This is a genomic window from Streptomyces sp. NBC_00597 (genome assembly GCF_041431095.1).
Lineage (GTDB): Bacteria > Actinomycetota > Actinomycetes > Streptomycetales > Streptomycetaceae > Streptomyces.
The window spans coordinates 3,682,748-3,707,345 of sequence record NZ_CP107757.1; the positions used below are offsets into that span (position 1 = coordinate 3,682,748).

Below are 24,598 nucleotides of genomic sequence, written 5' to 3' on the forward strand. Positions count from 1 at the left end.
AAGGGGCGGTGCTCGTCGGAGCACCGCCCCTTCGGGCTTTTTCCCCCGGGCCCGGGTCCGCCCGGCTACCTGCCCAGCGAACTCAGGTCCTGGGCGTACGTGCCGACCGTGTGAGCGATGACGTCCAGGTTGGTGTCGAAGGCCTTCAGGTCCAGGTTCTCCAGGGTGTCGCCCGCACCGTGGTAGTTCGGGTCGTACGGGGCCCCGGCCGTGCCGCCGTACCGCCGGGCCTGCTCGGCGCTCTTGACGCCCTCGGCTCCGGTGAAGGTGCCGCCGGCCGGGATGCCGTTCGCGATGAACGGGCCGTAGTCGGAGCGGCCGTCGAAGTCGCTGCCCTCGTGCGGCTTGCCCTTCCCGTCGAGGAAGCCGTTGATGAGCGCCTCGATCTGCGCCGAGCCGGCCGGGCCCGCGCCCTCGCCGGTCTTGTCCGAGTCATCGCCGTCGTAGACGAACTGCACCGGGTTCGGCGAGGCGATCATGTCGAAGTTCAGGTAGAGCGCGATGTCCTCCTTCTGTTTCGCGGACAGCTGCGCCACGTAGTGTTCGGACCCCAGCAGGCCGAGCTCCTCCGCCGACCACCAGGCGAAGCGGACCTTGTTGGCGGGCCCCTTCCCCTTCTTGTTCGCGCCCTTCCCGGCGAGCTTGAGGGCCACCTCCAGCAGGCCGGCGGAGCCGGACCCGTTGTCGTTGATGCCCGGGCCCTCCGGCACCGAGTCCAGGTGGGCGCCGACCGTGACGACGCGGTCGGCGCGGCCGCCCCTGGTTTCGGCGATCACATTGCGGGTGGTCCTCTTCACGTGCTCCTGGTCGAGGTCCAGGCGTACGGTCACCTCGCCGCCGCCAGCGGCCGCGGCCAGCGCCTCGCCGTCGGCGAGGCTGATCCCCGCACTCGGGACGATCCCCTCGGCGGGCGAGGAGAACCCGCCCCGGACCGGGGTGGTGCCGCTGTGGTTGTAGACGATCACGCCGGCCGCACCCGCGGCGGCGGCCGCCCTCTGCTTCTCCACGAAGGTGCAGGCACCCCGCTTGACCAGGGCGATCTTCCCGGTGAAGGCTCCCGCCGGATAGTCGGCGGCGTCGCAGCCCGGGGTCTCGTCGACCCGGGCGAGCGCGATGGGGGCGGTCAGGCCGCCGGCCGGCGTCGACGTGGTGAAGGTGAAGGCCGCGGTGGCCAGCTCGCGCGGGGCCGCCCCGAGGACGGTGGTCCGCTCCGTCTTCGTGTGCGCCTCGTGGATGTCGAAGTCCTGGTACGAGACCCGGTACCCGGCCTTCTCCAGCGTGTCGTGGACGTACGCCACCGAGGCGGCGTGGCCGGGCGTGCCGGCGGCGCGGTTGCCGCCGTTGGCCTCGGCGATCTGCTGGAACTTCGCCAGGTGGCGGTGGGCGCCGCGGGCGGTGACCTGTGCCACCAGCTCCTCGGCCAGCCCGCCCTCGCGCGGGTGCGCGGCCGCCGGGGCGGCGGCCAGCAGGACGGGTGCGGCGACGGCGGCGGCCGCGAGGGCGGCGAGCGCCGGTATGGACCGGCGGCGGTGGCGGATGGCGCGCACGGTGGTACTCCCCGAGTTCGGTGTGCGGAACGCACGTCCGGATACCGGACGCGACTGATCGGACCGTAACCGGCTACCACCAGGCAAAACGGGCGTTCGGCAGGGGTGCAACACGGCCGCCACGAACGTGTCACGAGGGTTCACATCGGGGACACCGTCCGTTCCTCGGACAATGGATTGGACAAGCCTCGTGGGGTCGAACGCATGATGGCTCCACGCGCCCGCGTCGTACGTACCAAAAGGAGTCACCGTGAGGGTCGGAATCGTCGGAGCCACCGGACAGGTCGGCGGAGTCATGCGCGGCATCCTCGCCGAGCGCAAGTTCCCGGTGGACGAGCTGCGGCTGTTCGCCTCGGCCCGTTCCGCGGGCTCGACCCTCGCATGGGAGGGCAAGGAGATCACCATCGAGGACGCCTCCACGGCCGACTACTCCGGCCTGGACATCGTGCTCTTCTCCGCGGGCGGCTCGACGTCCAAGGCCCTCGCCGAGAAGGTCGCCTCCCAGGGCGCCGTCGTGATCGACAACTCCTCCGCGTGGCGCCGCGACCCCGAGGTGCCGCTGGTCGTCTCCGAGGTCAACCCGCACGCGATCAAGAACCGCCCCAAGGGCATCATCGCGAACCCGAACTGCACCACCATGGCCGCGATGCCCGTGCTGCGCCCGCTGCACGAGGAGGCCGGCCTGACGGCGCTGGTCGCCACCACCTACCAGGCCGTGTCCGGTTCCGGCCTGGCCGGTGTCGCCGAGCTCAAGGGCCAGGCCTGCGCGGTCGCCGAGGCCGCCGACCAGCTCACCTTCGACGGCGGCGCGGTGGACTTCCCGGAGCCGGCCGTCTACAAGCGCCCGATCGCTTACAACGTGGTCCCGCTCGCGGGCAACCTGGTCGACGACGGCTCCTTCGAGACCGACGAGGAGCAGAAGCTCCGCAACGAGTCCCGCAAGATCCTGGAGATCCCGGAGCTCAAGGTGTCCGGCACCTGCGTGCGCGTACCGGTCTTCTCCGGCCACTCCCTCCAGGTCAATGCCCGCTTCACGAACCCGATCAGCGTGGAGCGCGCGTACGAGCTGCTGAAGGACGCCCCCGGCGTCGAGCTCTCGGAGATCCCGACCCCCCTCCAGGCGGCGGGCAAGGACGCCTCGTACGTGGGCCGCATCCGCGTCGACGAGACCGTCGAGAACGGCCTCGCGCTGTTCCTCTCGAACGACAACCTCCGCAAGGGCGCGGCGCTGAACGCGGTCCAGATCGCGGAGCTCGTCGCGGAGGAGCTCCGCGGCTGAGCCCGCGACCACGGCGAAGGGGCGGCACCCACGGGTGCCGCCCCTTCGCCGTGGTCGCGCCGTGTTCGCGCCGGGGCCGCACCGGGGCCGCGCCGGTCAGTACGGCCTGCGGACCTCGAACAGGAAACAGCCGAACTCGGTGGCGCGGACGTGCACCAGAGCGACGTTCGGGTCGGCGAAGGCCTCCGTCAGGGCCTCCTCCAGCGAAGCGTCCGGCTCCTCGCCGAGGGAGAGCGCGCGGCCTCCGAGGATGCGCCCCCCTGCGTCGTAGCGGCGCAGCGTGCGCAGGGCCCCGGGCTGGGCGAAGGGGTGGCCGTGGGTCCGGGCCGGGCCGCCGCAGTCGGCGGCGTGGACGAACACCGGGCCCTGCTCGTCGTAGGCGCCCGGGTCGGCGCCGGTCTCGGCCGCCCAGCGGCGCAGCGGCGCGTAGGAGACGAGTGCGATCCGCTCCCCGGGGCGGCTGCGGCGCAGGCAGCAGCGCAGCGGGGCGCCGCCCTCGGGGTCCTCGTAGGGCAGGCAGGGCCGGCCCGCGTCGTCGCGGATCCGCAGGGCGGCGAGGGTGTCGGGGGCGACGGGGCGTACTGCGTGGAGCGCCGGTCGGGGCGCCGGGTGCGTGGTCATGCCGACCAGCGTGCGCGCCCGGACCGGCTGAAGCTGGCGGAAATCGGACGTCGCGTTTCGCCCGTGGATTACTCCGCCCACCTGGTCGGCCCCGCGTGGAAGGATGGCCGGGCAACGTCACCATCAAAGGAGATGACCGCGTGCCTGGCACGAATCTCACCCGTGAAGAGGCTCAGCAGCGGGCGAAGCTGCTCACCGTCGACTCGTACGAGGTCGAACTCGATCTCAGCGGTGCGCAGGAGGGCGGCACGTACCCCTCCGTGACCACCGTGCGGTTCCGGTCCGCCGAGGCCGACGCCGAGACCTTCATCGACCTGGTCGCGCCCGCCGTGCACGAGGTCGTCCTGAACGGCACGGCGCTGGACGTGGCCGAGGCCTTCAAGGACTCGCGCATCGCGCTGAAGGACCTGGCGGCCGGCGCCAACGAGCTCCGCGTCGTCGCGGACTGCGCCTACACCAACACGGGCGAGGGCCTGCACCGCTTCGTCGACCCGGTCGACCAGCAGGCCTACCTGTACACCCAGTTCGAGGTGCCGGACGCGCGGCGCGTGTTCGCCAGCTTCGAGCAGCCCGACCTGAAGGCGACGTTCCAGTTCACCGTGACGGCCCCCGAGGGCTGGACGGTCATCTCGAACTCCCCGACGCCGGAGGCCGCGGACGTCAAGGACAACGTCTGGCGCTTCGAGCCGACGCCGCGCATCTCCACGTACATCACGGCGCTGATCGTCGGCCCGTACCACGCGGTGCACAGCTCGTACGAGGGCCCGAACGGCCAGTCGGTGCCGCTCGGCATCTACTGCCGGCCGTCGCTCGCCGAGTTCCTGGACTCCGACGCGATCTTCGACGTCACGCGCCAGGGCTTCGACTGGTTCCAGGAGAAGTTCGCGTACGACTACCCGTTCGCCAAGTACGACCAGCTCTTCGTCCCCGAGTTCAACGCGGGTGCGATGGAGAACGCGGGCGCGGTCACCATCCGCGACCAGTACGTCTTCCGCTCCAAGGTGACGGACGCGTCGTACGAGGTGCGCGCGGAGACGATCCTCCACGAGCTGGCGCACATGTGGTTCGGCGACCTGGTCACCATGGAGTGGTGGAACGACCTGTGGCTGAACGAGTCGTTCGCCACCTACACCTCGATCGCCTGCCAGGCCTACGCGGAGGGCTCGAAGTGGCCGCACGCGTGGACCAGCTTCGCCAACTCCATGAAGACCTGGGCGTACCGGCAGGACCAGCTGCCGTCCACGCACCCGATCATGGCCGACATCCGTGACCTGGACGACGTCCTGGTCAACTTCGACGGCATCACGTACGCCAAGGGCGCCTCGGTGCTCAAGCAGCTCGTGGCCTACGTCGGCATGGAAGCCTTCTTCAAGGGCGTGCAGGCGTACTTCAAGGCGCACGCGTTCGGCAACACGCGCCTGTCGGACCTGCTGGGCGCCCTGGAGGAGACCTCGGGCCGCGACCTGACCGCGTGGTCGAAGGCGTGGCTGGAGACGGCCGGCATCAACATCCTGCGCCCCGCCATCGAGACGGACGCGGACGGGAACATCACCGCGTTCGCGGTCCGCCAGGAGGCCCCGGCACTGCCCGCCGGAGCCAAGGGCGAGCCCACGCTGCGCCCGCACCGGATCGCGATCGGCCTGTACGACCTGGACGGCGACAAGCTCGTCCGTACGGACCGGATCGAGCTGGACATCGACGGCGACCTGACCGCGGTGCCGGAGCTGGTCGGCCGCCCCCGGCCGGCCGTCGTGCTGCTGAACGACGACGACCTGTCGTACGCCAAGGTCCGCCTGGACGAGGTCTCCCTCGCCAACGTCACCGCGCACCTCGGCGACTTCACGGAATCCCTGCCGCGCGCACTGTGCTGGGCCTCGGCGTGGGACATGACCCGCGACGGCGAACTGGCCACGCGCGACTACCTCGCCCTCGTCCTGGCCGGCATCGGCAAGGAGTCGGACATCGGCGTCGTCCAGTCGCTGCACCGGCAGGTGAAGCTGGCCGTCGACCTGTACGCCGACCCGGCGTGGCGGGAGCAGGGCCTGGCGGCCTGGACCGAGGCCACGCTGCAGCACCTGCGCGGCGCCGAGCCGGGCAGCGACCACCAGCTGGCGTGGGCCCGCGCCTTCGCGGCCACCGCCCGCACCGAGGGACAGCTGACCTACCTGGCCGCGCTGCTGGACGGGGCGGCCGAGATCGAGGGCCTGGTCGTGGACACCGAGCTGCGGTGGGCGTTCCTGGAGCGCCTCGTCGCCACCGGTGTCCTGGCCGAGACGGCCATCGCGGCGGAGCTGGAGCGCGACCGGACGGCGGCGGGCGAGCGCCACGCGGCCACGGCGCGGGCCGCGCGTCCGACGGCGGAGGCCAAGGCCGAGGCGTGGGCCTCGGTGGTGGAGTCCGCGGACCTGCCCAACGCCGTGCAGGAAGCGGTGATCGGCGGCTTCGTCCAGACCGACCAGCGCGAGCTGCTGGCCCCCTACACCGAGAAGTACTTCGCGGTGGTCAAGGGGATCTGGGACGACCGCAGCCACGAGATCGCCCAGCAGATCGCGGTGGGCCTCTACCCGTCGCTCCAGGTCTCCCCGGAGACCCTCGCGGCGACGGACGCCTGGCTGGCCTCGGCCGAGCCGAACGCGGCCCTGCGCCGGCTGGTTTCGGAGTCCCGGTCGGGCGTGGAGCGCGCCCTGAAGGCCCAGGCCGCGGACGCGGCGGCAGCCTCCGCCTGACGCCCCGCCCGGCTGCCCCGGCCCACCGGACCCTTCCGGCGGCGCCGGGGCACCGCACACGTCCGGCGCCGACGCGGGTCGGGGCAAAGCCGGGTACCCGGCTTTGCCCGGGGCCCGACGGAAACCCGGAGCCCGACGGAGCCCGGAGCCCGGCAGAACCCGGGGTGCCCGGCGAAGCCCGGGGAAGCCCGGGGTACTCGGCAGCCGATCCAGGGGCCCGGCGAAGCCCGATGCCCGACGGAACCCGGGGCCCGACGGAAACCCGGAGCCCGACGGAGCCCGGAGCCCGGCAGAACCCGGGGTGCCCGGCGAAGCCCGGGGAAGCCTGGGGTACTCGGCAGCCGATCCAGGGGCCCGGCGAAGCCCGATGCCCGACGGAACCCGGAGCCCGACGAAGCCCGGGGTCCCGACGGAGCCCGGGGCCCGGCGGAACCCGGGGCCCGGCGGAACCCGGGGCCCGGCGGAACCCGGGTGCCCGGCGAAGCCCGGAGCCCGACGGAACCCGGAGCCCGGCGAAGCCCGGGGCGCCCAACAGAACCCGGGGCTGCCCGGAGCCCGGCGAAGCCCGGGGTACTCGGCAGCCGATCCAGGGGCCCGGCGAAGCCCGGAGCCCGACGAAGCCCGGGGCCCGGGGCCCAGCGGAACCCGGGGTGCCCAGCGGAACCCGGGGTGCCCGGCGAAGCCCGACGAAGCCCGGGGAATCCGACCAAGCCGGGGAACCCGGAGGCCGGCCCGGGCTTTGTGTCTGGTGCGGCCGGCGGGTTCGGAGCCGGTCTCGGAGAGGACGACGGCGCCGCGCAGCGGGGCCTCAGGGCCCGGTCAGCGAGCGGCAGCGGCCTGGCGGAGGGCCGCCAGGGCGTGGGCCACCGCCGGCGCCGATTCCGATCCCCGGCGGGTGGCCGCGATGACGTGCCGCGTGGGGCGGTCGCGGGTCAGGACCCGCACCGTCACCCCCGAGGCCCGGCTCGACACCATGCGCGGCACCAGCGCCACGCCCATCCCCGCCTCGACCATCGCGAGGATCGCGGTCCACCCGGCCGCCGCGTGCACCTGTTCCGGCACGAACCCCGCGGCCTCGCACGCCGTCCGCGCGATCTCCTGCCACGGCCCGCTGCCCCCGTAGATCCACGGGTCCCCCGACAGGTCCGCCAGCCGCAGCTCGGCCGCGCCCGCCAGCGGATGCCCCGGCGGCAGGGCCACGTCGAGGGGGTCCTCCAGCAGCACCATGCGGGTGAACCGCGGGTCCCGGGCGGTCGGGGCGTGCGCCGCCAGCGAGAGGGCGAGGTCGACCGCGCCGGCCGACAGCAGTTCGTACGACTCCGCCGCCTCGGTCTCCCGTACCCGTACCTCCACCCCCGGGTGGCTGCGCCGCAGCGCCGCCACCGCCGGGACCACCAGCACCGGCACGGCCGTGGAGAACGCCCCGATCCGGACCTCCCCCGCGTCCCCGACCAGGTACCCGGCCAGTTCGGCGTCCGCCCGCTCCAGCTGCGCGAACACCGCCTCGGCGTGCCGCAGTACGAGGTGTGCGGCATCCGTGAGCCGGACCCGGCGCCCCTGCGCCTCCAGCAGCGGCACCCCCAACTGCCGTGCGAGATTGGTCAGCTGCTGCGAAACGGCCGAGGGCGTCATGTGCAGCGCCTCGGCCGTCGCGGTCACGGTCCCCCGGTCGGCCAGGGTCCGCAGGATCCGCAGCTTCTTGATGTCCCACTCGGTCATGGGACCGAACCTACCGCCGGGCCCCCAGGCTCACGCCGCCCAGGATCAGCGCCATGCACAGCAGCTGCGCCGGGCCCGTCCGCTCGCCCAGCAGCAGGAGGCCGAGGCCGGCGACGCACACCGGCTGAAGGTAGTAGACGACTCCCGACCGGGCAGCGCCGATCAGCGAGACGGCCTTGTTCCAGGCGAAGAAGGCGACCGCGGAGGACATGACGCCGACGTACAGCAGCATGCCGGCGGTGCCCGCGGTGACCTCGAACCCGCCCTGGACGGTGACGGACACGGCGTAGGCGGGGGCGAGCATCAGCGCGCCGAGCACGAAGGTGGTGATCAGGAAGGCCAGTCCGCCGAGCTCGGCGGGCTTGCGCTTGAGGAGCGCGCTGTACGTGGCGAACGACAGGGCGGCGGCGAACATCCACAGGTCGCCGGCCCCGAAGTCGAAGCCGAGCGAGCCGTCCCCGACGAGCAGCAGGACCCCGAACGCGGCGAGGAGCAGTCCGAAGGTGCGCCGGGCGCCGAGCCGTTCGCCGCCGAGCCGGGCGTAGAGCGCCATGATCACAGGCGACGCGGCCATGATCATGCCCATGTTGGAGGCGGAGGTGGTCAGTCCGGCCTGGTGCACGAGCGTGTTGTACAGGGCGACACCGAACAGCGAGGCGAGGGCGACGAAGCCGAAGTGCTTGCGGATCAGCGCCCGCTGCTGCCAGGCCTGGCGGGCCGCGAAGGGGGCGACGGCGAGGGTGGCGATGATCCAGCGCCAGAACACGGCCTGGACGGGCGGGACGGTGTCGGCCATTCCCCGGGTGGCGACGAAGCTGCCGGACCAGACGACCGTGGCCACCAGGGCGAGCAGGACGCCGAGTCCGGCGGACCCCTTCGCGGCCTGGCTGCCGGGCTGGTGCTGCGTAACGGTACGGACCCTGTCCATGACGGCCACGGTGTGTTCTCCCCCTCGGGTGTCGGTCTGAAGTGGGTCTACCGTCGCACTTCGTCACCCGTCAGGTCCATCGAAACATTTCGATCATTCTCTTCAGTAGAACTGAACGGTTCTGCGGGGGCGGGGGTCCGGGCGGCGAACAGCTGGCCGGCGACGGTGGCCCCGAAGGCGATCGCCATGCCCATCAGCTGTACGGGCGACAGGGCCTGCCCGAGGGCCGCCCAACCGATGACGGCGGCGGTGAGCGGGGAGAGCGGGCCGAGCAGGGTGACCGAGGTGGCGGTGAGGCTGCCGATGCCGCGGAACCAGAGCCAGTACGCGATGCCGGTGTTGATCAGCATCATGTAGCCGTAGCCGAGGAAGGCCTTGCCGTCGAGCGCGGGCGGCGCTCCCTCGATCAGGGCCGCGACGGGGATGATGACCAGCCCGCCCGCGGTGAGCTGCCAGCCGGTGACGGCCAGCGGGCCGACCGCCTCGGGACGCCCCCAGCGCTTGGTCATGACCGTGCCGGCGGCCATGGAGGCGGAGGAGACGACACCGGCGACGATCCCGACGAGGTCCAGCCGGGCCGCGGAGGTCAGGACGACCATGCTCACGCCGAACGCCCCCACGACGGCGGCGAGTACGGTCCGCAGCCGGGCCCGCTCCCCCAGGACGAGGGCGGCGAGTCCGACGACGAACAGCGGGCCCGCGGAGCCGAGGACGGCCGCCACGCCGCCGGGCAGCCGGTACGCGGACAGGAACAGCAGGGGGAAGAAGGCGCCGATGTTGAGCGTGCCGAGGACGGCGGACTTCCACCACCAGGCGCCGGTCGGGAGTCTGCGGGCCAGGGCCGTGAGCAGCAGTCCGGCGGGCAGGGCCCGCATCACCCCGGTGAACAGGGGCCGGTCGGGCGGGAGCAGTTCGGTGGCCACGGCGTAGGTCGAGCCCCAGGAGATCGGGGCGAGGGCGGTCAGGGCGACGGTGGCGAAGCGCTTCATGGCGGGTGACTCCTCGGGCGGGTGAGGAACGCGGGACGGAAGGGGAGGGCGGGAACCAGGGCCGGTCCGGCCGGGCGGCTCAGACCGCCGGGGCCGACACCGGGTCCGACACCGGGGCCGGGGTCCGCGGCGCCGAGGCGGCCGTCACGACCGACGGCTGCGGGTACACGGCCTCGACGGGCAGCCGGCGCTCCAGCCGGACCAGCGCCAGGGCGGCGCCGGCCGCGGCGACGGCGAGGACGGCCCAGGGCAGGCGGCCGTCGACGGCGAGCAGGGCGGTGAAGAGGGAGGGGGCCAGGGCGGTGGCCAGCGAGTAGGACACCTGGTAGGTGGCCAGGTAGCGGCCGCGCACGGCTTCCGGGGCGGCGGAGACCGACAGGGCCCCGCCGGACGGGCTGTGCACCAGCTCGCCGAGGGTGTAGACGACGACGATGACCAGCAGGGCGATCAGGGTGGCGGTCTGCCCGGGGCGCAGGGTGCCGAGCACGATCTGGCCGACGAAGGCGGCGGCGAAGAGCAGTGCGCCGAGCGCGGCCGAGCGGGTGCGGCGGGCTCCGGAGCGGCGGACCCGGCCCGCGACGAGCACTCCGATCCCGGCGCACAGGGCGGTGTTGAGGGTGAAGGCGGCTCCGGTGAGGGAGTCGGGCCCGTGCAGCCAGGTGGCGATGTAGAGCGGGAAGAGTACGGACAGGGCCGCGTAGCCCAGTGCGGTCAGGAAGTTGGCGGCGGTCAGGGCGAGGAAGGGGCGGTCGCGCAGGACCATCCGGTAGCCGGCGGCCGGCCGCTTGGCGGAGGCCGTCAGGGCGTCGCGCACCGGGCGGACCCGGCGGACGAGCAGTCCGGCGAGCGCGAAGGCCAGCGCGTTGCCCCAGACGGTGTACGTGAAGGCGGCGGTCCCCCACAGCGCCAGCACTCCGGAGACGATCAGGGCTCCGGCGCCCATCCCGGCGTTCTGCAGGGCGCGCAGGGAGGCCTGGAGCCGGTCCCGGTCGGCGCCGCGCGCCACCTCGCCGATCAGGGACTGCTGGACGACGGGGAAGGACCGGTCGGCCAGGGCGGTGACGAGGGCGACGGCGGCGAAGGCGGGCAGTGAGCCGGCGAAGGGGTAGAGCGCGAAGCCGAGCGCCCGGACCGCGTAGAGGGCGAGGACGATCCGCTTGGCGCCGAACCGGTCGACGGCGGAGCCGGCCAGCGGCAGGAACGCCAGTCCGGCGAGGCCGGTGACGGTCAGGACCAGGCCGACGAGGGCGAAGGAGAGGCCGGTGACGTGGTGGAAGAAGACGAGCGAGAACGGGACGTACATGCCGGTCCCGACCGCGCTGACCCCGGCACCGACGAGCAGGGACCGTTCCCCCGCCACCCTTGATTCCTTGGCCGTGGCCATCGTTCCCCCCAAGTAGGTTGATAGGAAGTAGCTTACTCCTAAGCTACTTTCCGTCAAGCAACTTTCTTGCGATCTACTGGAGGAACACTCGATACTGCGCTCATGACCGAGGCCAACAAGGACGCCGTCGACGCGATCATCGACCAGTGGCACGCAGTGCGACCGGATCTGGAAACCGCCCCCATGGCGGTCTTCGGCCGCATCTACCGGATCGCCCGGAGCATGGGGGACGCGATGGATCGGGCCTACGCCCGCTACGGGATCTCGCGCGGCGAGTTCGACGTCGTCGCCACATTGCGGCGCTCCGGCGCCCCGTACACGCTCTCACCGCGCCAGCTGTCGGCCACGCTCATGCTCACGACGGGCGGCATGACCGGGCGCCTGGACAAGCTGGAGAAGGCCGGGTTGCTCTCCCGCAGGCCCGATCCGCACGACCGCCGCGGGCTACAGGTGACGATCACCGACCGGGGGCTCGCACTCATCGACGAGGCCGTCGCCGCCGGGCTGGAGGTGCAGCGCGCCGCGCTCACCGGGCTCGACGACGAGGAGGTCGCCGCTCTGACCGGCCTGCTGCGCAAGCTGCTGGCTGGGGTCTAGGACGGACCCCGGGGCGCTCCGCGGGCCCCTGACGGGCGACGGAAACGCACAACGGAGCGCCGGAGGTCCGCACCGGAGCCGGAAGGCATCGGCGTGCGGACCCCCGGCGCCCCGGAAGTCTGTTGTGTGCTGCCCCGCGGGGTCAGCCCGTTCAGCCGGTGGGCTGCTGCTTGCGCGTCTTGTCGGTGACGATCACGAGGCCCGCGATGATCAGGAACAGCGCGATCGGCGTGAAAACGTACAGGCCGAGGGTCTGGGCGATGCTCAGGCCCGGGCCCGGGTCGTCGCCGTCGTCGCGGGTCACCGCGAGGGCCGGAGACGTCATCAGCAGCATCATCAGCGTCGATCCGGCCGTGACGGCGCCGGCGCGCAGAGCGTTCTTCTTGTCCACGGTGCAAACGTAGCGAACACCTAAACGCGGCGCGCGCCCGGGGGTGCCGTACGGGCACTCACCCCCTCCCGCACCGCTCCCAGCAGGGCGTTCGCCCGGGGGGAGGCGGCCAGCGCCTCCAGGGTCAGCGGCCGCCCCGCCGGGTCGGCCACCGGCAGCCGCCAATTGGGGTACTGGTCCCAGGTCCCCGGCAGGTTCTGCGGACGCCGGTCCCCCACCGCGTCGGGCAGCCATACGCCGACCAGGCTGGCGGGGGTGCGCAGCAGGAAGCCGTACAGGGCCCGTACGGCGGCCTCCTCGCCCTTGGTGTCCAGACCGAGCCGCTCCAGTACGTCCAGCCACTGCGCGGTGTCCGCGGCGTCCTCGGTCTGCTCCTGCTCCACGGGGCGGGTCAGAAGGCCGAGCCGGTCGCGCAGTTCCACGTGGGCGCCGGCCAGTTTGGCGGCGGTGGGCGGCAGGTCGTGGGTGGTGGCGGTGGCCAGGCAGTCGGCCCGCCACGCCTCGGGTGCGAGCGGCTGTCCGTCGCCCGCCCAGTCCCGTTCGAACCACAGCACGGAGGTGCCGAGCACCCCTCGCCGGGCCAGCGCCCGACGGACCCGCGGCTCCACCGTCCCGAGGTCCTCGCCGATCACGAGGGCCCCGGCCCGGTGGGCCTCCAGCACCAGGACCGCGAGCATCGCCTCGCCGTCGTACGAGACGTACGTGCCCTCGGCGGGCGGCGCCCCCTCCGGGATCCACCAGAGCCGGAACAGGCCCATGACGTGGTCGATCCGCAGGGCCCCGGCGTAGCGGAACACCCCGCGCAACAGGTCCCGGAACGGCGCGTATCCGTCGTCGGCGAGCCGGTCGGGCCGCCACGGCGGCAGGCTCCAGTCCTGGCCGCGCGCGTTGAACGCGTCGGGCGGGGCGCCGACGCTGACGGCCGTCGCATAGAGGGACGGGCTGGAGGTGTCGGAGCCCTTCGGGTGCACCCCGACGGCCAGGTCGTGCACGATGCCGACCGCCATCCCGGCCTCGCGGGCGGCCAGCTGGGCCGCACTGAGTTGGGTGTCCGTCAGCCAGACCAGCCAGCGATGGAAGTCGGCCCCGGCTCTCGGGTCGTCGCCGGCGTGCTCGGCGCACCACGTGGCGTGCCGGTCCAGCTCCGTTCCCTGTTCGGCGCGGAACACCTGGTAGGCGGCCTCCCGTTCCTGCGTGCGGGGGACCGCGTACAGCAGCTCCAGGGCGGCGCGCTTGAGGGCCCAGACGGCGTCCCGGTCGATCAGTGCGCCCTTCTCCAGGACCTCGCGGCGCAGTTCCCCGCCCCGGGCGGCGAGTTCGGCGAGGGCGTCGGAGTCCGGGCAGTCGGCGTACTCGGGGACGTCCTCGATCCGCAGGTGCACCGGGTCGGGGAAGCGGCGCGAGGAGGGCCGGTACGGGGAGGGGTCGGTCGGGGTCCCCGGCACGGCCGCGTGCAGCGGGTTGACCTGGATGAAGCCGACGCCGTGGGTGCGGCCGGCCCAGCTGGCGAGCGCGGCCAGGTCACCGAGGTCTCCCATGCCCCAGGACTGTTCGGAGAGCAGGGAGTACAGCTGGACGAGCAGTCCGTGGGCCCGCTCGGGCGCGGCGGGGGCCCGCTCCGGGGCGATGATCAAGGTGGCGGCCCCGGTGCGACCGTCGGGGGCCTCGGCGATGAGCCGGTGCACACCGAGCGGCGGCACCCGGGCCGGTTCCGGTTCCGGGGCCGGAACCGGGCCGGGGTCCGGGTCCTGGGCCGGGTCCCGGGCGGGCTCCCCGCCGGAGTCCTCGCCCGGCAGCCAGCCTCCGGCCTCGTCGCCCTCCAGCCGGATCCGCGTCCCTGCCGGCAGCGCGGTGAGCTCGGCGGGCGGCAGCGACCCGGCCCACCACACCAGCACGGGCGGCAACAGCCGCTGCGCCGCCTCGCGGTCGGCGTCGGCCAGGTGCCCCCGCACGGCCTGCGGGGTGTCGCAGTCCACGCCCAGCTCCCGCAGCACGGCGGCCACGGTGGCCTCCGGGACCCGGACCGTGACGTCCTCGGCGGGCTGGTAGGTGGTGGCGACGCCGTGCAGGGCCGCGAGCCGGGCGAGGTCGTCCATGTGAATACCCGTGTCCTTGTGTCTAGTCGCCTGCGGCGGCGGCCGCGGCGGGCGTGGTCGGTTCGCTCGTCAGCGGGGCCTCGTCGGTGAGCGGGGGCTCGCTGGTCAGCGGCGCGTGTGCGGAACCGGCGAGCGGGGGCTCGCTGGTCAGGGGCCCTTCGGCGGGCCCGGCCTGCGCGGGCAGGTGGGCGAGCGGCGGGGCGGCGGGGGCGGTTCGGGTGCCGGGTGCGGTGTTCACGGCGGTTGCTCCTTCTTCCGTAAGGGGTGCTGAGGGTGGGTCAGGGCCATGGAACACCGCCGGGAACAACGCAGCCATACCCCGTGGGCAGCGGTGCATTCCTGGCGTATCCAGGTCAGAACACCCGCCCACATTGACACTCCGGGCGCACGGGTGGTGGGCTCGGGGTCATTCGTACGACCGGGGAACGACTCGGGGCGAGGAGGCTTCGTGCAGCTCAGGGCCAGGAAGCGGACGACGGCTGCGGCGGTGGCGGTCATCGGGACGCTGCTGGGGGGCGGGGTGTTCGTCATGTCGCCCGCCATGTTCGAGCTGCCGGGCTCGCCGGCCGTCCCCGGACCGGACCACGGCCCCGGACCTGCGGCCGGAGCCGGCGGTGCGCGCGCCGGCGGACCGGCGTCCGCCACCGCGGCGGGGGCTGCGGGCGGGCCCGTCCTCGACCCGGGCGCCGACGTGCCGCGAGCAGCCTCCGAGGGCCCGGCCGTCTGGCCGCGCCCGCAGTCGATGACCGCCGATGCGGCGCGCGAGGTCCCGCTGGGCCCCGAGGCCGTCCTGGTGGCGGCGCCGGACGCCGATCCGTACGCGGTCGGGCTGGTCCGCACCGCGCTGCGCGAGGCGGGCGTACGGGCCCTGCACGAACCGGCGCCGGGAGAGCCGCTGCCCGAGCGGGGCACCGTCGTACGGCTCCAGGGACCCCAGGCGCAGGAGGCCCTGCGGGCGCTGGGTGCGTTCGGCACCGGAGCCGGAGCCACGGCCGCGGAACTGCCGAGCGGCGGCTACCGGCTCGCCGTGGGCAAGGCCGCGGGCCGGGACACGGTCGCGCTGGCTGGTGTGGGCGAGGACGGCCTGTTCCACGCGGCGCAGACGCTGCGCCAGGTGCTGGCCGCAGGCGGCCCCGGCGCCGGGAAGGTGCCCGGGGTCGTGGTGCGGGACTGGCCGACCGCACCCGTACGCGGAACCACCGAGGGGTTCTACGGGCAGCCGTGGACGCAGGACCAGCGGCTCGCGCAACTCGACTTCATGGGCAGGACCAAGCAGAACCGGCTGCTGCTCGCGCCCGGCGACGACCCGTACCGGACCTCCAACTGGCGCGAGGACTATCCGGCGGCGCAGCAGGCGCAGTTCCGGGAGCTGGCCGAGCGGGCCCGCGCCAACCGGGTGGTGCTGGCCTGGGCGGTGAACCCCGGGCAGTCGATGTGCCTGGCCTCGGCGGCCGACCGGGCGGCGCTGGCGCGCAAGATGGACGCGATGTGGGACCTGGGCTTCCGGGCGTTCCAGGTGCAGTTCCAGGACGTCAGTTACACCGAATGGGGCTGTCGGGCCGACCGGGTGCGGTACGGGACGGGTCCGGCGGCCGCCGCGAAGGCGCACGCCGAGGTCGCCGGCGAACTGGCGGCGCACCTCGCCGCCCGGCACCCGGGCGCGGCGCCGCTGTCGCTGATGCCGACGGAGTACCACCAGAAGGGCGCGACCACGTACCGGACCGCCCTGGCGAGCCGGCTCGACGGGCGGGTGGAGGTCGCCTGGACGGGCGTGGGCGTGGTGCCGCGGACCATCACCGGCAACGAACTGGCGGGGGCGCGCAGCGCCTTCGGCCAGCACCCGCTCGTGACCATGGACAACTACCCGGTCAACGACTGGGATCCGGGCCGGGTCTTCCTGGGCCCGTACACGGGCCGGGAGGCCGCGGTGGCGGGCGGCTCGGCGGCCCTGCTGGCCAATGCGATGCCGCAGGCCGCCCTGTCGCGGATCCCGCTGTTCACGGCGGCGGACTTCGCGTGGAACCCGAACGGCTACCGGCCGGGCGAGTCCTGGGCGGCCGCGGTCTCCGACCTGGCGGGCCCGGACCAGGCGGCCCGCCGCTCGCTGGCCGGGCTGGCCGGGAACACGGCCTCCTCGGGGCTCGGCCAGCAGGAGTCGGCGTACCTGCGCCCGCTGGTGGACGAGTTCTGGCGCACCCGCGGCTCGGGCGACCAGGCGGCCGGGGACAGGCTGCGGGCGGCGTTCACGGCCCTGCGGGAGGCGCCCGCGCGACTGCCGGGGCTGTCGGCCGAGGCCGGGCCGTGGCTGGCGCGGCTGTCGGCGTACGGAACGGCGGGCGAGCTGGCGGTGGACCTCCTGCGGGCCCAGTCCCGCGGGGACGGGGCGGCAGCGTGGAAGGCCTCGCAGGATCTGGCGACGGCCCGCAAGGCGCTCGCGGACCCGGGCGCAGCCCGGGTCGACAAGGCCGTACTGGACCCCTTCCTGGCACAGGCGGTGGCGGAGGCGGACGCGTGGACGGGAGCGGCCCGCCAGACGGGCACGGTGTCCCGGGAGCCGGACTCGTTCACGGTCCATCTCAACGCGGTGCGGCCGGTGTCGGTGGTGACCGTGATGACGGACCCGCTCCCGCCGGGGAGCCGGGGCGCGGCGGTGGAGGCGCACGTTCCGGGCGAGGGCTGGCGCAAGGTCGCGGACGCCTCGGCGTCGGGCTGGACCCAGGCGGACGTCGGCGGCGTGGGCGCGGACGCGGTGCGGCTGTCGTGGGCGGGACTGCCGGCTCCGGCGGTGCACCAGGTGGTGCCGTGGCTGGCGGACGGGCCGGAGGTCGGGTTCGAACTGGCGCAGGCCGTGGACGTGGAGATCGGCGGGGCCGCGCAGGTGGTGCCGGCGCAGCTGTCGGCGCTTCGCCCGGGCGGCGTCAAGGGCCCGCTGGCGGCTACGGCCCCGCCGGGGGTCGAGGTGAAGCTCCCGGCGGAAGCGACGGCTCCGCGGGGCACTCGGGTCACGGTGCCGGTGTCGGTGACGGTCCCGGCGGGCACCCCGGCGGGCAGCTACCCGGTGTCGGTCACCTTCGCGGGGCAGACCCGGACGCTGACCGTCCGGGCGGTCCCGCGCACGGGCGGCCCGGACCTGTTCCGCTCGGCGCGGGCCTCGTCGTCGGGGAACGAGACCCCGGCGTTCCCGGCCTCGGCGGCGGTGGACGGCTCCGCGACGACGCGCTGGTCGTCCCCGCCGGTGGACGGCGCGTGGTGGCAGGCGGAGCTCCCGGCCGCGGCCCGGGTCGGCAAGCTGGTGCTGCACTGGCAGGAGGCGTACCCGTCGGCGTACCGGGTGGAGACCTCTGCGGACGGCACGACCTGGCGGCCGGCGGGTGCGGTCGCGGCGTCGCGCGGAGGCCTGGAGACGGTCCGCCTGGACGCCTCTGCGCCGGCCCGCTTCGTGCGCATCACCTGCGAGAAGCGCGCCACCCGGTTCGGCTGCAGCCTCTTCTCGGCGGAGGCCTACGCCGCCGTCCCGTAGCCGCCGTCCGGTGACCGGCGTCGGTGGCCGCCGTCCGGCACTGCGGTGGCCGGCACTGCGGTGGCCGGCACTGCGGTGGCCGGCACCGGATCCGCAGACCTCGGGCCCTCGGGCCCGCGGACCCTGGGCCCGGGTGTCCGGGGCCGAGGTCAGCGGGCGCGAGGTCCGTCGGTCCGGCCGGTCAGGAGGCCGCCGCGCCGATGCGGTCCAGGGCGTCCTCCGCGCCGTAGGCCTGGAGGTACGGCATCCAGCGCGGGTCCCGGTGCCCCGTCCCGATGATCCGCCAGGCCAGACCGGACGGCGGAGCCGGCTGGTGGCGCAGTCGCCAGCCCAGCTCCAGCAGGTGCCGGTCCGCTTTGACGTGGTTGCACCGCCGGCATGCGGCGACCACGTTGTCCCACACGTGCTGCCCGCCGCGGCTGCGCGGGATCACGTGGTCGACGCTCGTCGCGACCCCGCCGCAGTACATGCAGCGGCCGCCGTCCCGGGCGAAGAGTGCGCGGCGGGTGAGCGGAACGGGCCCCCGGTAGGGGACCCGCACGAAGCGCTTGAGCCGGACCACGCTGGGCGCGGGGACGACTCTCGTCGCGCTGTGCAGAAAGGCGCCGGATTCTTCCAGGGAGACGGCTTTGTTCTCCAGGACGAGGACGAGCGCGCGGCGGAGCGGTACGACGCCGAGCGGCTCGTACGACGCATTGAGGACCAGGACGTGCGGCACGGACTGCCTCCTTGTACGCCGGCGGCGCGTGGCTCGCGCCGGGACGATCTGCTCTCCAGTCTCTCCTTAGGGCTGGTCGAAGCGCCACCACGCGCCCGTAACGGGTCCGAGGTGTTTTCAACCACACCGGGTTCATCCCCGGGTGAGCCTGGTCTCTCCCTCGAACACGGCAACAGGGTCACTGGAATGCCCCGTTAGTGTGGAAGGCCTGCCCCGCACACCCCTTTCAGAGGGCAGACCGCTACACCTGGAGGTTCCCGTCGTGCCCTGGCCTGCCGCCCTGCTGCCCCTGGCAGCCGACACCCCGGACCCGGCCGCTTCGGTGAAGGAGGCCCACGAGAGCGTCACGAACGCCGCCAGTTTCATCGAGGAGAACTGGGCCGGATGGCTGTACCTGGGCCTGAAGATCCTGCTGATCCTGGTGATCGCGGCCGCGTTCCGCTCGCTGGTCCGCAAGTCGCTGACCAAGCTGATAACCAGGATGAACCGGGGCGCCGAGGCCGTCGAGGGCATGGCGCTCGGCGGGCTGCTCGTCAACGCCGAGCGGCGGAGGCAGCGCTCCGAGGCCATCGGTTCGGTCCTGCGTTCGGTGGCTTCGTTCCTGATCCTCGGCACGGCCGGGCTGATGGTGCTCGGCGCCCTGGGCATCAACCTGGGCCCGCTGCTCGCGAGCGCCGGTGTGGCCGGCGTGGCGATCGGTTTCGGTGCGCGCAACCTGGTGACGGACTTCCTGTCCGGCGTGTTCATGATCCTTGAGGACCAGTACGGCGTCGGCGACAAGATCGACGCGGGGGTGGCCTCCGGCGAGGTCGTCGAGGTCGGCCTGCGCGTCACCAAGCTCCGCGGGGACAACGGTGAGATCTGGTACGTCCGCAACGGCGAGATCAAGCGGATCGGCAACCTGAGCCAGGGCTGGGCGACCGCGGGCGTGGCCGTCCAGATCAAGCCGTCGGAGAGCCTGACCCGGGTCCGCGAGGTGGTCAAGCACGTCGCGGAGAACATGGCGAAGGAGTCCCCGTGGGACGAGCGCCTGTGGGGCCCGGTGGAGGTGCTGGGCCTGGACGAGGTGCTGCTGGCCTCGATGACGGTGAAGGTGTCGGCGAGGACGATGCCCGGCCAGCAGTTCGCCGTGGAGCGCGAGCTGCGCTGGCGGATCAAGGAGGCCTTCGACGAGGCCGGCATCCGGATCATCGGCGGCCAGCCGGCCGTCGACGGCGACGAGGACGAAGCCGCGGCCGACCCGACGGCCGCCGTGGCCGCGCCGTCGGCGCTCGCCAACCCGGCATCCCCGCAGTCCCTGGCCACCACCCCGATCCCGTCGCCGGCCAGCGGCAGCCCCCGGATCACCAAGTAGCGCTCCCTCTCCCAACGCGTCGCGCCGCTGCCCCCGCAGGTTCATTTCTGCGGGGGCAGCGGCATTGACACGGCTCGAACACCGATAGGAAACTTACCTAACAGTTCTTGCCCACGGCGTGCGCCGATGACCCGATGACCCGATGACGGAGAGAACGCTCATGACCGGCACCACCCCCGGAACGCCCAGCCTGCTCCGCGTCATGAACGACCGCGCGGCGCTGGACCTGCTGCTGGAGCACGGGCCCCTGTCCCGCACCCGGATCGGCCGGCTCACCGGGCTCTCCAAGCCCACCGCCTCCCAGCTGCTGGCCCGCCTCGAAGCCGCCGGACTCGTCGTGGCCTCCGGCACCTCCGGCGGCCGCCCCGGCCCCAGCGCCCAGCTGTACGGGGTCAACCCGCGCGCCGCCCACGTCGCCGGACTGGACGTCACCCCGAACGGTATCGTCGCGGCCGTCGCCGACCTCACCGGCGAGGTCACCGGCAGCCACGAGCTCCCGTACGCCGAGGGCACCGCGGCCGTCGACCGGGTCACCCGGGCGCTCGGCGAGGCCGTCAAGGACGCCGGCCTCCAGCGTTCCGACATCCACCGGGTCGTCATTGCCACCCCGGGCTCCTTCGACCCGGGCACCGGGGCCCTGCGCTACGCCGACCACCTCCCCGGCTGGCACTCCCCCACCCTCCTGGAGGAGCTGGCGGCGGCCCTGCCGATGCCGCTCGAGTACGAGAACGACGTGAACCTGGCCGCGGTCGCCGAGCAGCGCCTCGGCGCGGCCCGCGGCCACGGCGACTTCGTCCTGTTGTGGAACGAGGAGGGCCTCGGCGCCGCCCTGGTGCTCGGCGGCCGGCTGCACCGCGGCTGGACCGGCGGCGCGGGCGAGGTCGGGTTCCTGCCCGTGCCGGGCCATCCCCTGGTCCGGCAGGTCACCCGGGTCAACTCCGGTGGCTACCAAGGGCTGGCCGGTGCACAGGTGGTGCCCGGGATGGCGGCTGCCCTGGGCATCGCGCCGCCGCCCGGCGCCGCAGCCGGGCCGGGGCACGAGGCCGGACACGAAGCGGGGCCGGGGCACGAAGCGGGATCGGGGCACGGCGCCGGGCGCGAAGCCGGGTCGGGGGCCGCGCTGGTCGCCGCGGCGGTCGCGCTGCTCGCGCAGGCCGCCGAGCACCCCGAGGGGGCCAACCTGCGGCTCCTCCAGCAGTACGCCACCGCGCTCGCCACCGGTCTGGCCTCGCTGGTCGCCGTACTGGACCCGGAGATCGTGGTCCTGTCCGGCGCGGTGACCGCCGCCGGCGGGGACGTGCTGCGCGAGCTCGTCGAGGCCGAGCTCGCCGATCTCGCCCCCTCCCGGCCGCGCCTGGTGTCCGGCACCGTGCGCGAGCGGCCCGTACTGCGCGGCGCGCTGGAGAGCGCCCTCGCCACCACCCGCGACGAAGTCTTCGACACCTCCCGCCGCTGACGGGCCCCGGCCCCCTCCGCCCGTACGACCAGCACCAGCACCTGCACCTGCACCCACACCTGCACCACCCGACGCGACGCCGCACCCCCTGGCACACCCCCCGGAAGTTCCTCCCGCAGAGAGCGAGCACCGCCATGTCCAGAAACCGCCGTCTGACCGCCGCGGCCGCCGTCGCCGCGATATCCGTCCTCGCCACCGCGTGTACGGGCCAGAGCGGCAGCGCGGCCGCCGACGATCCGGCCAAGGACGTCACGCTCAACTTCTGGCACGGCTGGTCCGCGCCGAGCGAGGTCAAGGCGATCGAGGAGAACATCGCCCGGTTCGAGAAGGCCCACCCGAACATCAAGGTCAAGGTCACGGGCAACATGACCGACGACAAGATCAACCAGGCGTTGCGCGCGGGCGGGGACAAGGCTCCCGACGTGGTCTCCTCCTTCACCACCGACAGCGTCGGCAAGTTCTGCAACTCCGGAGCCTTCGCCGACCTGAACCCGTTCCTGCGCAAGTCCGGGGTCGACAAGGCGAAGGTCTTCCCCAAGGCCCTGCTGGAGTACACCCAGTTCAACGGCAACCAGTGCACGCTGCCGCTGCTCAACGACGCGTACGGCCTCGTCTACAACAAGGACGCGTTCAAGGCCGCCGGCATCACCGAACCGCCGAAGACCTGGAGCCAGTTCACCGAGGCCGCGCAGAAACTGACCAAGACCGACGGGGACTCGTACGACCAGCTCGGCGTCATGCCGACCTTCCACGGCTACGAGAATGCCCCCGTGCGCCTGACCGCACAGTGGAGCCCGACGTACTTCGGCGCCGACGGCAAGTCCAACCTGGCCAAGGATCCGGCCTTCGCGAGCATGCTGACCGCGCAGAAGGACCTGGTGGCCAAGCTCGGCGGCTACGAGAAGCTGGAGAAGTTCCGCAGCACCTTCGGCGACGAGTGGAGCGCCGAGCACCCCTTCCACAAGGGGCAGGTGGCGATGCAGGTCGACGGCGAGTGGCGGGCCGCGATGGCCAAGGAGGCCGGGGTCACGTTCGAGATCGGGACGGCGCCGCTGCCGGTCCCGGACGACCAGGTCGCCGACTACGGCAAGGGATACCTCTCCGGCACGATCATGGGCATCGCCGCGGGCAGCAGGAAGCAGAACGCCTCCTGGGAGCTGGTGAAGTACATGACCACCGACACCGAGGCGGTCGTGGCCTTCGCCAACGCCATCCACAACGTGCCCTCGACGCTGGCCGCCCTGGAATCCCCGAACCTCCAGGTCACCCCGGAGTTCAAGACCTTCCTCGACATCGCCCGGCACCCGAAGTCGAACACCACCCCGGCCCAGGCCGACGGCGGCACCTACCAGCTGACCTTCCAGGACCTCGCGTACGCGGTCGAGAAGGGCGACGTCGCCGACGTCCCGGCCGGCCTCGCGAAGGCCGGCCAGCAGATCGACACGGACATCGCGAAGGCGAAGTAGCCCCGATGACCGCCACTGCGCCCGGCCCCTCCGCGCCCGCGCTGCGTGCGAAGCGCCGGCGGTCCGCCCTGCGGACCGCGGCCTTCATGTCGCCCTGGCTGATCGGGTTCGCCGTCTTCTTCGCCTACCCGCTCGTCTCCACGGCGTACTTCTCCTTCACGAAGTACGACGGCTTCCGCCCGCCCGTCTTCAACGGCCTGGACAACTGGGCGTACGTCTTCACCGACTATCCCCTGTTCTGGCCGGCCATGCGCAACACCCTGTGGCTGGTCGTGGTGATGGTGGGCTGCCGGGTCGTCTTCGGGCTCGGCACCGGCCTGCTCATCACCCGGATCAAGACCGGGGCGGGCATCTTCCGGACCCTGTTCTACCTGCCGTACCTGGCCCCGCCGGTGGCCGCGACGCTGGCCTTCGTCTTCCTGCTCAACCCCGGCACCGGCCCGGTCAACACCCTGCTGGACGCGGTCGGCCTGCCCGCCCCCGGCTGGTTCACCGACGCCGACTGGTCCAAGCCCGCGCTCACCGTCCTCGCGGTGTGGGGGGTCGGCGACCTGATGGTGATCTTCATGGCAGCGCTGCTCGACGTCCCGAAGGAGCAGTACGAGGCCGCCGAGCTGGACGGGGCCGGCGCCTGGCAGCGGTTCCGGCACATCACGCTGCCGAACATCTCGCCGATCATCTTGTTCGCGGTGGTCACGGGGGTCATCCAGGCCATGCAGTACTACACGCAGCCCCTGGTGGCGGGAAAGGTCGCCGCGGGTGTCATCGGCGGCTCGGGCGAGCAGTTCGAGCCGGGCTACCCCGACAAGTCCACGCTGACCCTCCCCCAGGTCATCTACAACGTCGGCTTCCAGCGCTTCGACTACGGCGCCGCGTGCGTCGTCGCGCTGGTCCTGTTCGCCCTCTCCATGGCCTTCACCGCACTCCTGATGCGCCGCCGTGGCGGGCTGATCGGAACGGGTGACTGAGCATGCGCCGTAACCACAAGCCCGTCCTCCACTGGATCGGCGTTCACGCCCTCGGTGTCGCGGCCGCCCTGTTCTTCGTCCTCCCGTTCGTCTTCCTCTTCCTGACCTCCCTGATGAGCGACCAGCAGGCGCTGACCCGCGACCTGGTGCCCGACACCTGGGAATGGGGCAACTACGCCAAGGTGTGGCACACCCCCGGCTTCCTGACCTGGTGGCGCAACACGCTCCTGTACGCGGGACTGGGCACACTGCTGACCGTGATCTCCTCGGTGCCCGTCGCCTACGCCCTCGCCAAGTTCCGCTTCCGCGGGCGACGGCTGGCGCTGCTGCTGGTGATCGCCGCGATGATGCTGCCGCCGCAGGTGGTGGTCATCCCGATGTACCTCTTCTGGGCCAAGCAGCTCGACCTGTCCGGCACCCTGTGGCCGCTGATCATCCCGATGGCCTTCGGCGACGCCTTCTCCATCTTCCTGCTCCGCCAGTTCCTGTTGACGATCCCCGACGAGTACCTCGACGCGGCCAGGGTCGACGGCTGCGGAGAGCTCCGCACCCTGCTGCGCGTCGTCCTGCCGATGGCCAAGCCGGGGATCGCCGCTGTGGCGCTGTTCCAGTTCTTCTACGCCTGGAACGACTACTTCGGCCCCCAGATCTACGCCTCGGACAACCCCGCCGCCTGGACCCTCAGTTATGGACTGGAGTCCTTCAAGGGGGCGCACCACACCAACTGGAACCTCACCATGGCCGCGACCGTGCTGGTCATGGCGCCGGTGATCGTCCTCTTCTTCTTCGCCCAGAAGGCGTTCGTCGAGGGCGTCACCCTGACCGGAGTGAAAGGCTAG

The 24,598-nt window shown here is 73.1% G+C and carries 19 protein-coding genes; 9 read left to right on the forward strand and 10 right to left on the reverse strand.

Annotated elements, in window-relative coordinates; genetic code table 11:
* Positions 1-65: 65 nt before the first annotated feature.
* Positions 66-1,547: a M28 family metallopeptidase gene (locus OG974_RS16415; RefSeq protein ID WP_371643556.1), complete on the reverse strand. Its 1,482-nt coding sequence runs from the start codon at positions 1,545-1,547 to the stop codon at positions 66-68.
* 250 nt (positions 1,548-1,797) lie between these two features.
* Here OG974_RS16415 and OG974_RS16420 point away from each other — a divergent pair, with 250 nt between their 5' ends.
* A complete protein-coding gene (locus OG974_RS16420) occupies positions 1,798-2,826 on the forward strand; it encodes an aspartate-semialdehyde dehydrogenase (protein WP_327283454.1) in 1,029 nt (342 codons plus the stop codon).
* A 96-nt stretch (positions 2,827-2,922) separates the two neighbouring features.
* Here OG974_RS16420 and OG974_RS16425 read toward each other — a convergent pair whose 3' ends face one another.
* Positions 2,923-3,447 (reverse strand): DUF1203 domain-containing protein, encoded by a 525-nt coding sequence (locus tag OG974_RS16425; protein WP_328762765.1) that lies wholly within the window; start codon positions 3,445-3,447, stop codon positions 2,923-2,925.
* Between the two features lie 140 nt (positions 3,448-3,587).
* On the opposite strand from OG974_RS16425, the gene pepN reads away from it, so the two are divergent.
* The gene (gene pepN / locus OG974_RS16430) at positions 3,588-6,173 is read left to right on the forward strand and encodes an aminopeptidase N (protein ID WP_371643559.1); all 2,586 of its coding nucleotides are present in this window, start codon (positions 3,588-3,590) and stop codon (positions 6,171-6,173) included.
* Between the two features lie 819 nt (positions 6,174-6,992).
* Here pepN and OG974_RS16435 read toward each other — a convergent pair.
* From OG974_RS16435 to OG974_RS16450, 4 genes are all read right to left on the reverse strand, one after another.
* Positions 6,993-7,892 (reverse strand): LysR family transcriptional regulator, encoded by a 900-nt coding sequence (locus OG974_RS16435; protein ID WP_371643561.1) that lies wholly within the window; start codon positions 7,890-7,892, stop codon positions 6,993-6,995.
* Positions 7,893-7,902: 10 nt separating this feature from the next.
* Positions 7,903-8,829 carry a DMT family transporter gene (locus tag OG974_RS16440; protein WP_371643562.1) on the reverse strand — a complete coding sequence of 309 codons (927 nt, stop codon included), beginning with the start codon at positions 8,827-8,829 and terminating at the stop codon, positions 7,903-7,905.
* A gap of 38 nt (positions 8,830-8,867) precedes the next feature.
* A complete protein-coding gene (locus OG974_RS16445; RefSeq protein ID WP_327283459.1) occupies positions 8,868-9,809 on the reverse strand; it encodes an EamA family transporter in 942 nt (313 codons plus the stop codon).
* A gap of 79 nt (positions 9,810-9,888) precedes the next feature.
* The gene (locus tag OG974_RS16450; RefSeq protein ID WP_328762768.1) at positions 9,889-11,169 is read right to left on the reverse strand and encodes an MFS transporter; all 1,281 of its coding nucleotides are present in this window, start codon (positions 11,167-11,169) and stop codon (positions 9,889-9,891) included.
* Between the two features lie 126 nt (positions 11,170-11,295).
* Here OG974_RS16450 and OG974_RS16455 point away from each other — a divergent pair, with 126 nt between their 5' ends.
* The gene (locus tag OG974_RS16455) at positions 11,296-11,790 is read left to right on the forward strand and encodes a MarR family transcriptional regulator (protein ID WP_327283461.1); all 495 of its coding nucleotides are present in this window, start codon (positions 11,296-11,298) and stop codon (positions 11,788-11,790) included.
* A 151-nt stretch (positions 11,791-11,941) separates the two neighbouring features.
* Here the strand turns inward: OG974_RS16455 and OG974_RS16460 are convergent, their stop codons facing one another.
* The 3 genes from OG974_RS16460 to OG974_RS16470 are packed head-to-tail and all read right to left on the reverse strand — an operon-like array spanning position 11,942 to position 14,593.
* A complete protein-coding gene (locus tag OG974_RS16460; RefSeq protein WP_327283462.1) occupies positions 11,942-12,181 on the reverse strand; it encodes a hypothetical protein in 240 nt (79 codons plus the stop codon).
* 20 nt (positions 12,182-12,201) lie between these two features.
* The gene (locus tag OG974_RS16465) at positions 12,202-14,277 is read right to left on the reverse strand and encodes a 4-alpha-glucanotransferase (RefSeq protein WP_371643565.1); all 2,076 of its coding nucleotides are present in this window, start codon (positions 14,275-14,277) and stop codon (positions 12,202-12,204) included.
* A 22-nt stretch (positions 14,278-14,299) separates the two neighbouring features.
* Positions 14,300-14,593 (reverse strand): hypothetical protein, encoded by a 294-nt coding sequence (locus tag OG974_RS16470; protein ID WP_327283464.1) that lies wholly within the window; start codon positions 14,591-14,593, stop codon positions 14,300-14,302.
* A 132-nt stretch (positions 14,594-14,725) separates the two neighbouring features.
* Between OG974_RS16470 and OG974_RS16475 the strand changes: the two genes are divergently transcribed.
* Positions 14,726-17,797 (forward strand): beta-N-acetylglucosaminidase domain-containing protein, encoded by a 3,072-nt coding sequence (locus tag OG974_RS16475; RefSeq protein ID WP_327283465.1) that lies wholly within the window; start codon positions 14,726-14,728, stop codon positions 17,795-17,797.
* A 181-nt stretch (positions 17,798-17,978) separates the two neighbouring features.
* On the opposite strand, the gene OG974_RS16480 is transcribed toward OG974_RS16475, so the two are convergent.
* Positions 17,979-18,515 carry an HNH endonuclease gene (locus OG974_RS16480; RefSeq protein WP_327283466.1) on the reverse strand — a complete coding sequence of 179 codons (537 nt, stop codon included), beginning with the start codon at positions 18,513-18,515 and terminating at the stop codon, positions 17,979-17,981.
* 262 nt (positions 18,516-18,777) lie between these two features.
* On the opposite strand from OG974_RS16480, the gene OG974_RS16485 reads away from it, so the two are divergent.
* From OG974_RS16485 to OG974_RS16505, 5 genes are all read left to right on the forward strand, one after another.
* On the forward strand, positions 18,778-19,869 hold the full coding sequence (locus OG974_RS16485) for a mechanosensitive ion channel family protein (RefSeq protein WP_327283467.1): 1,092 nt from the start codon (positions 18,778-18,780) through the stop codon (positions 19,867-19,869).
* Between the two features lie 160 nt (positions 19,870-20,029).
* Positions 20,030-21,325: an ROK family protein gene (locus OG974_RS16490; protein ID WP_371643568.1), complete on the forward strand. Its 1,296-nt coding sequence runs from the start codon at positions 20,030-20,032 to the stop codon at positions 21,323-21,325.
* Positions 21,326-21,459: 134 nt separating this feature from the next.
* Positions 21,460-22,791 carry an ABC transporter substrate-binding protein gene (locus OG974_RS16495; protein ID WP_371643570.1) on the forward strand — a complete coding sequence of 444 codons (1,332 nt, stop codon included), beginning with the start codon at positions 21,460-21,462 and terminating at the stop codon, positions 22,789-22,791.
* A gap of 5 nt (positions 22,792-22,796) precedes the next feature.
* Positions 22,797-23,759: a carbohydrate ABC transporter permease gene (locus OG974_RS16500; RefSeq protein WP_371643572.1), complete on the forward strand. Its 963-nt coding sequence runs from the start codon at positions 22,797-22,799 to the stop codon at positions 23,757-23,759.
* 2 nt (positions 23,760-23,761) lie between these two features.
* Positions 23,762-24,598 carry a carbohydrate ABC transporter permease gene (locus OG974_RS16505; RefSeq protein WP_329313550.1) on the forward strand — a complete coding sequence of 279 codons (837 nt, stop codon included), beginning with the start codon at positions 23,762-23,764 and terminating at the stop codon, positions 24,596-24,598.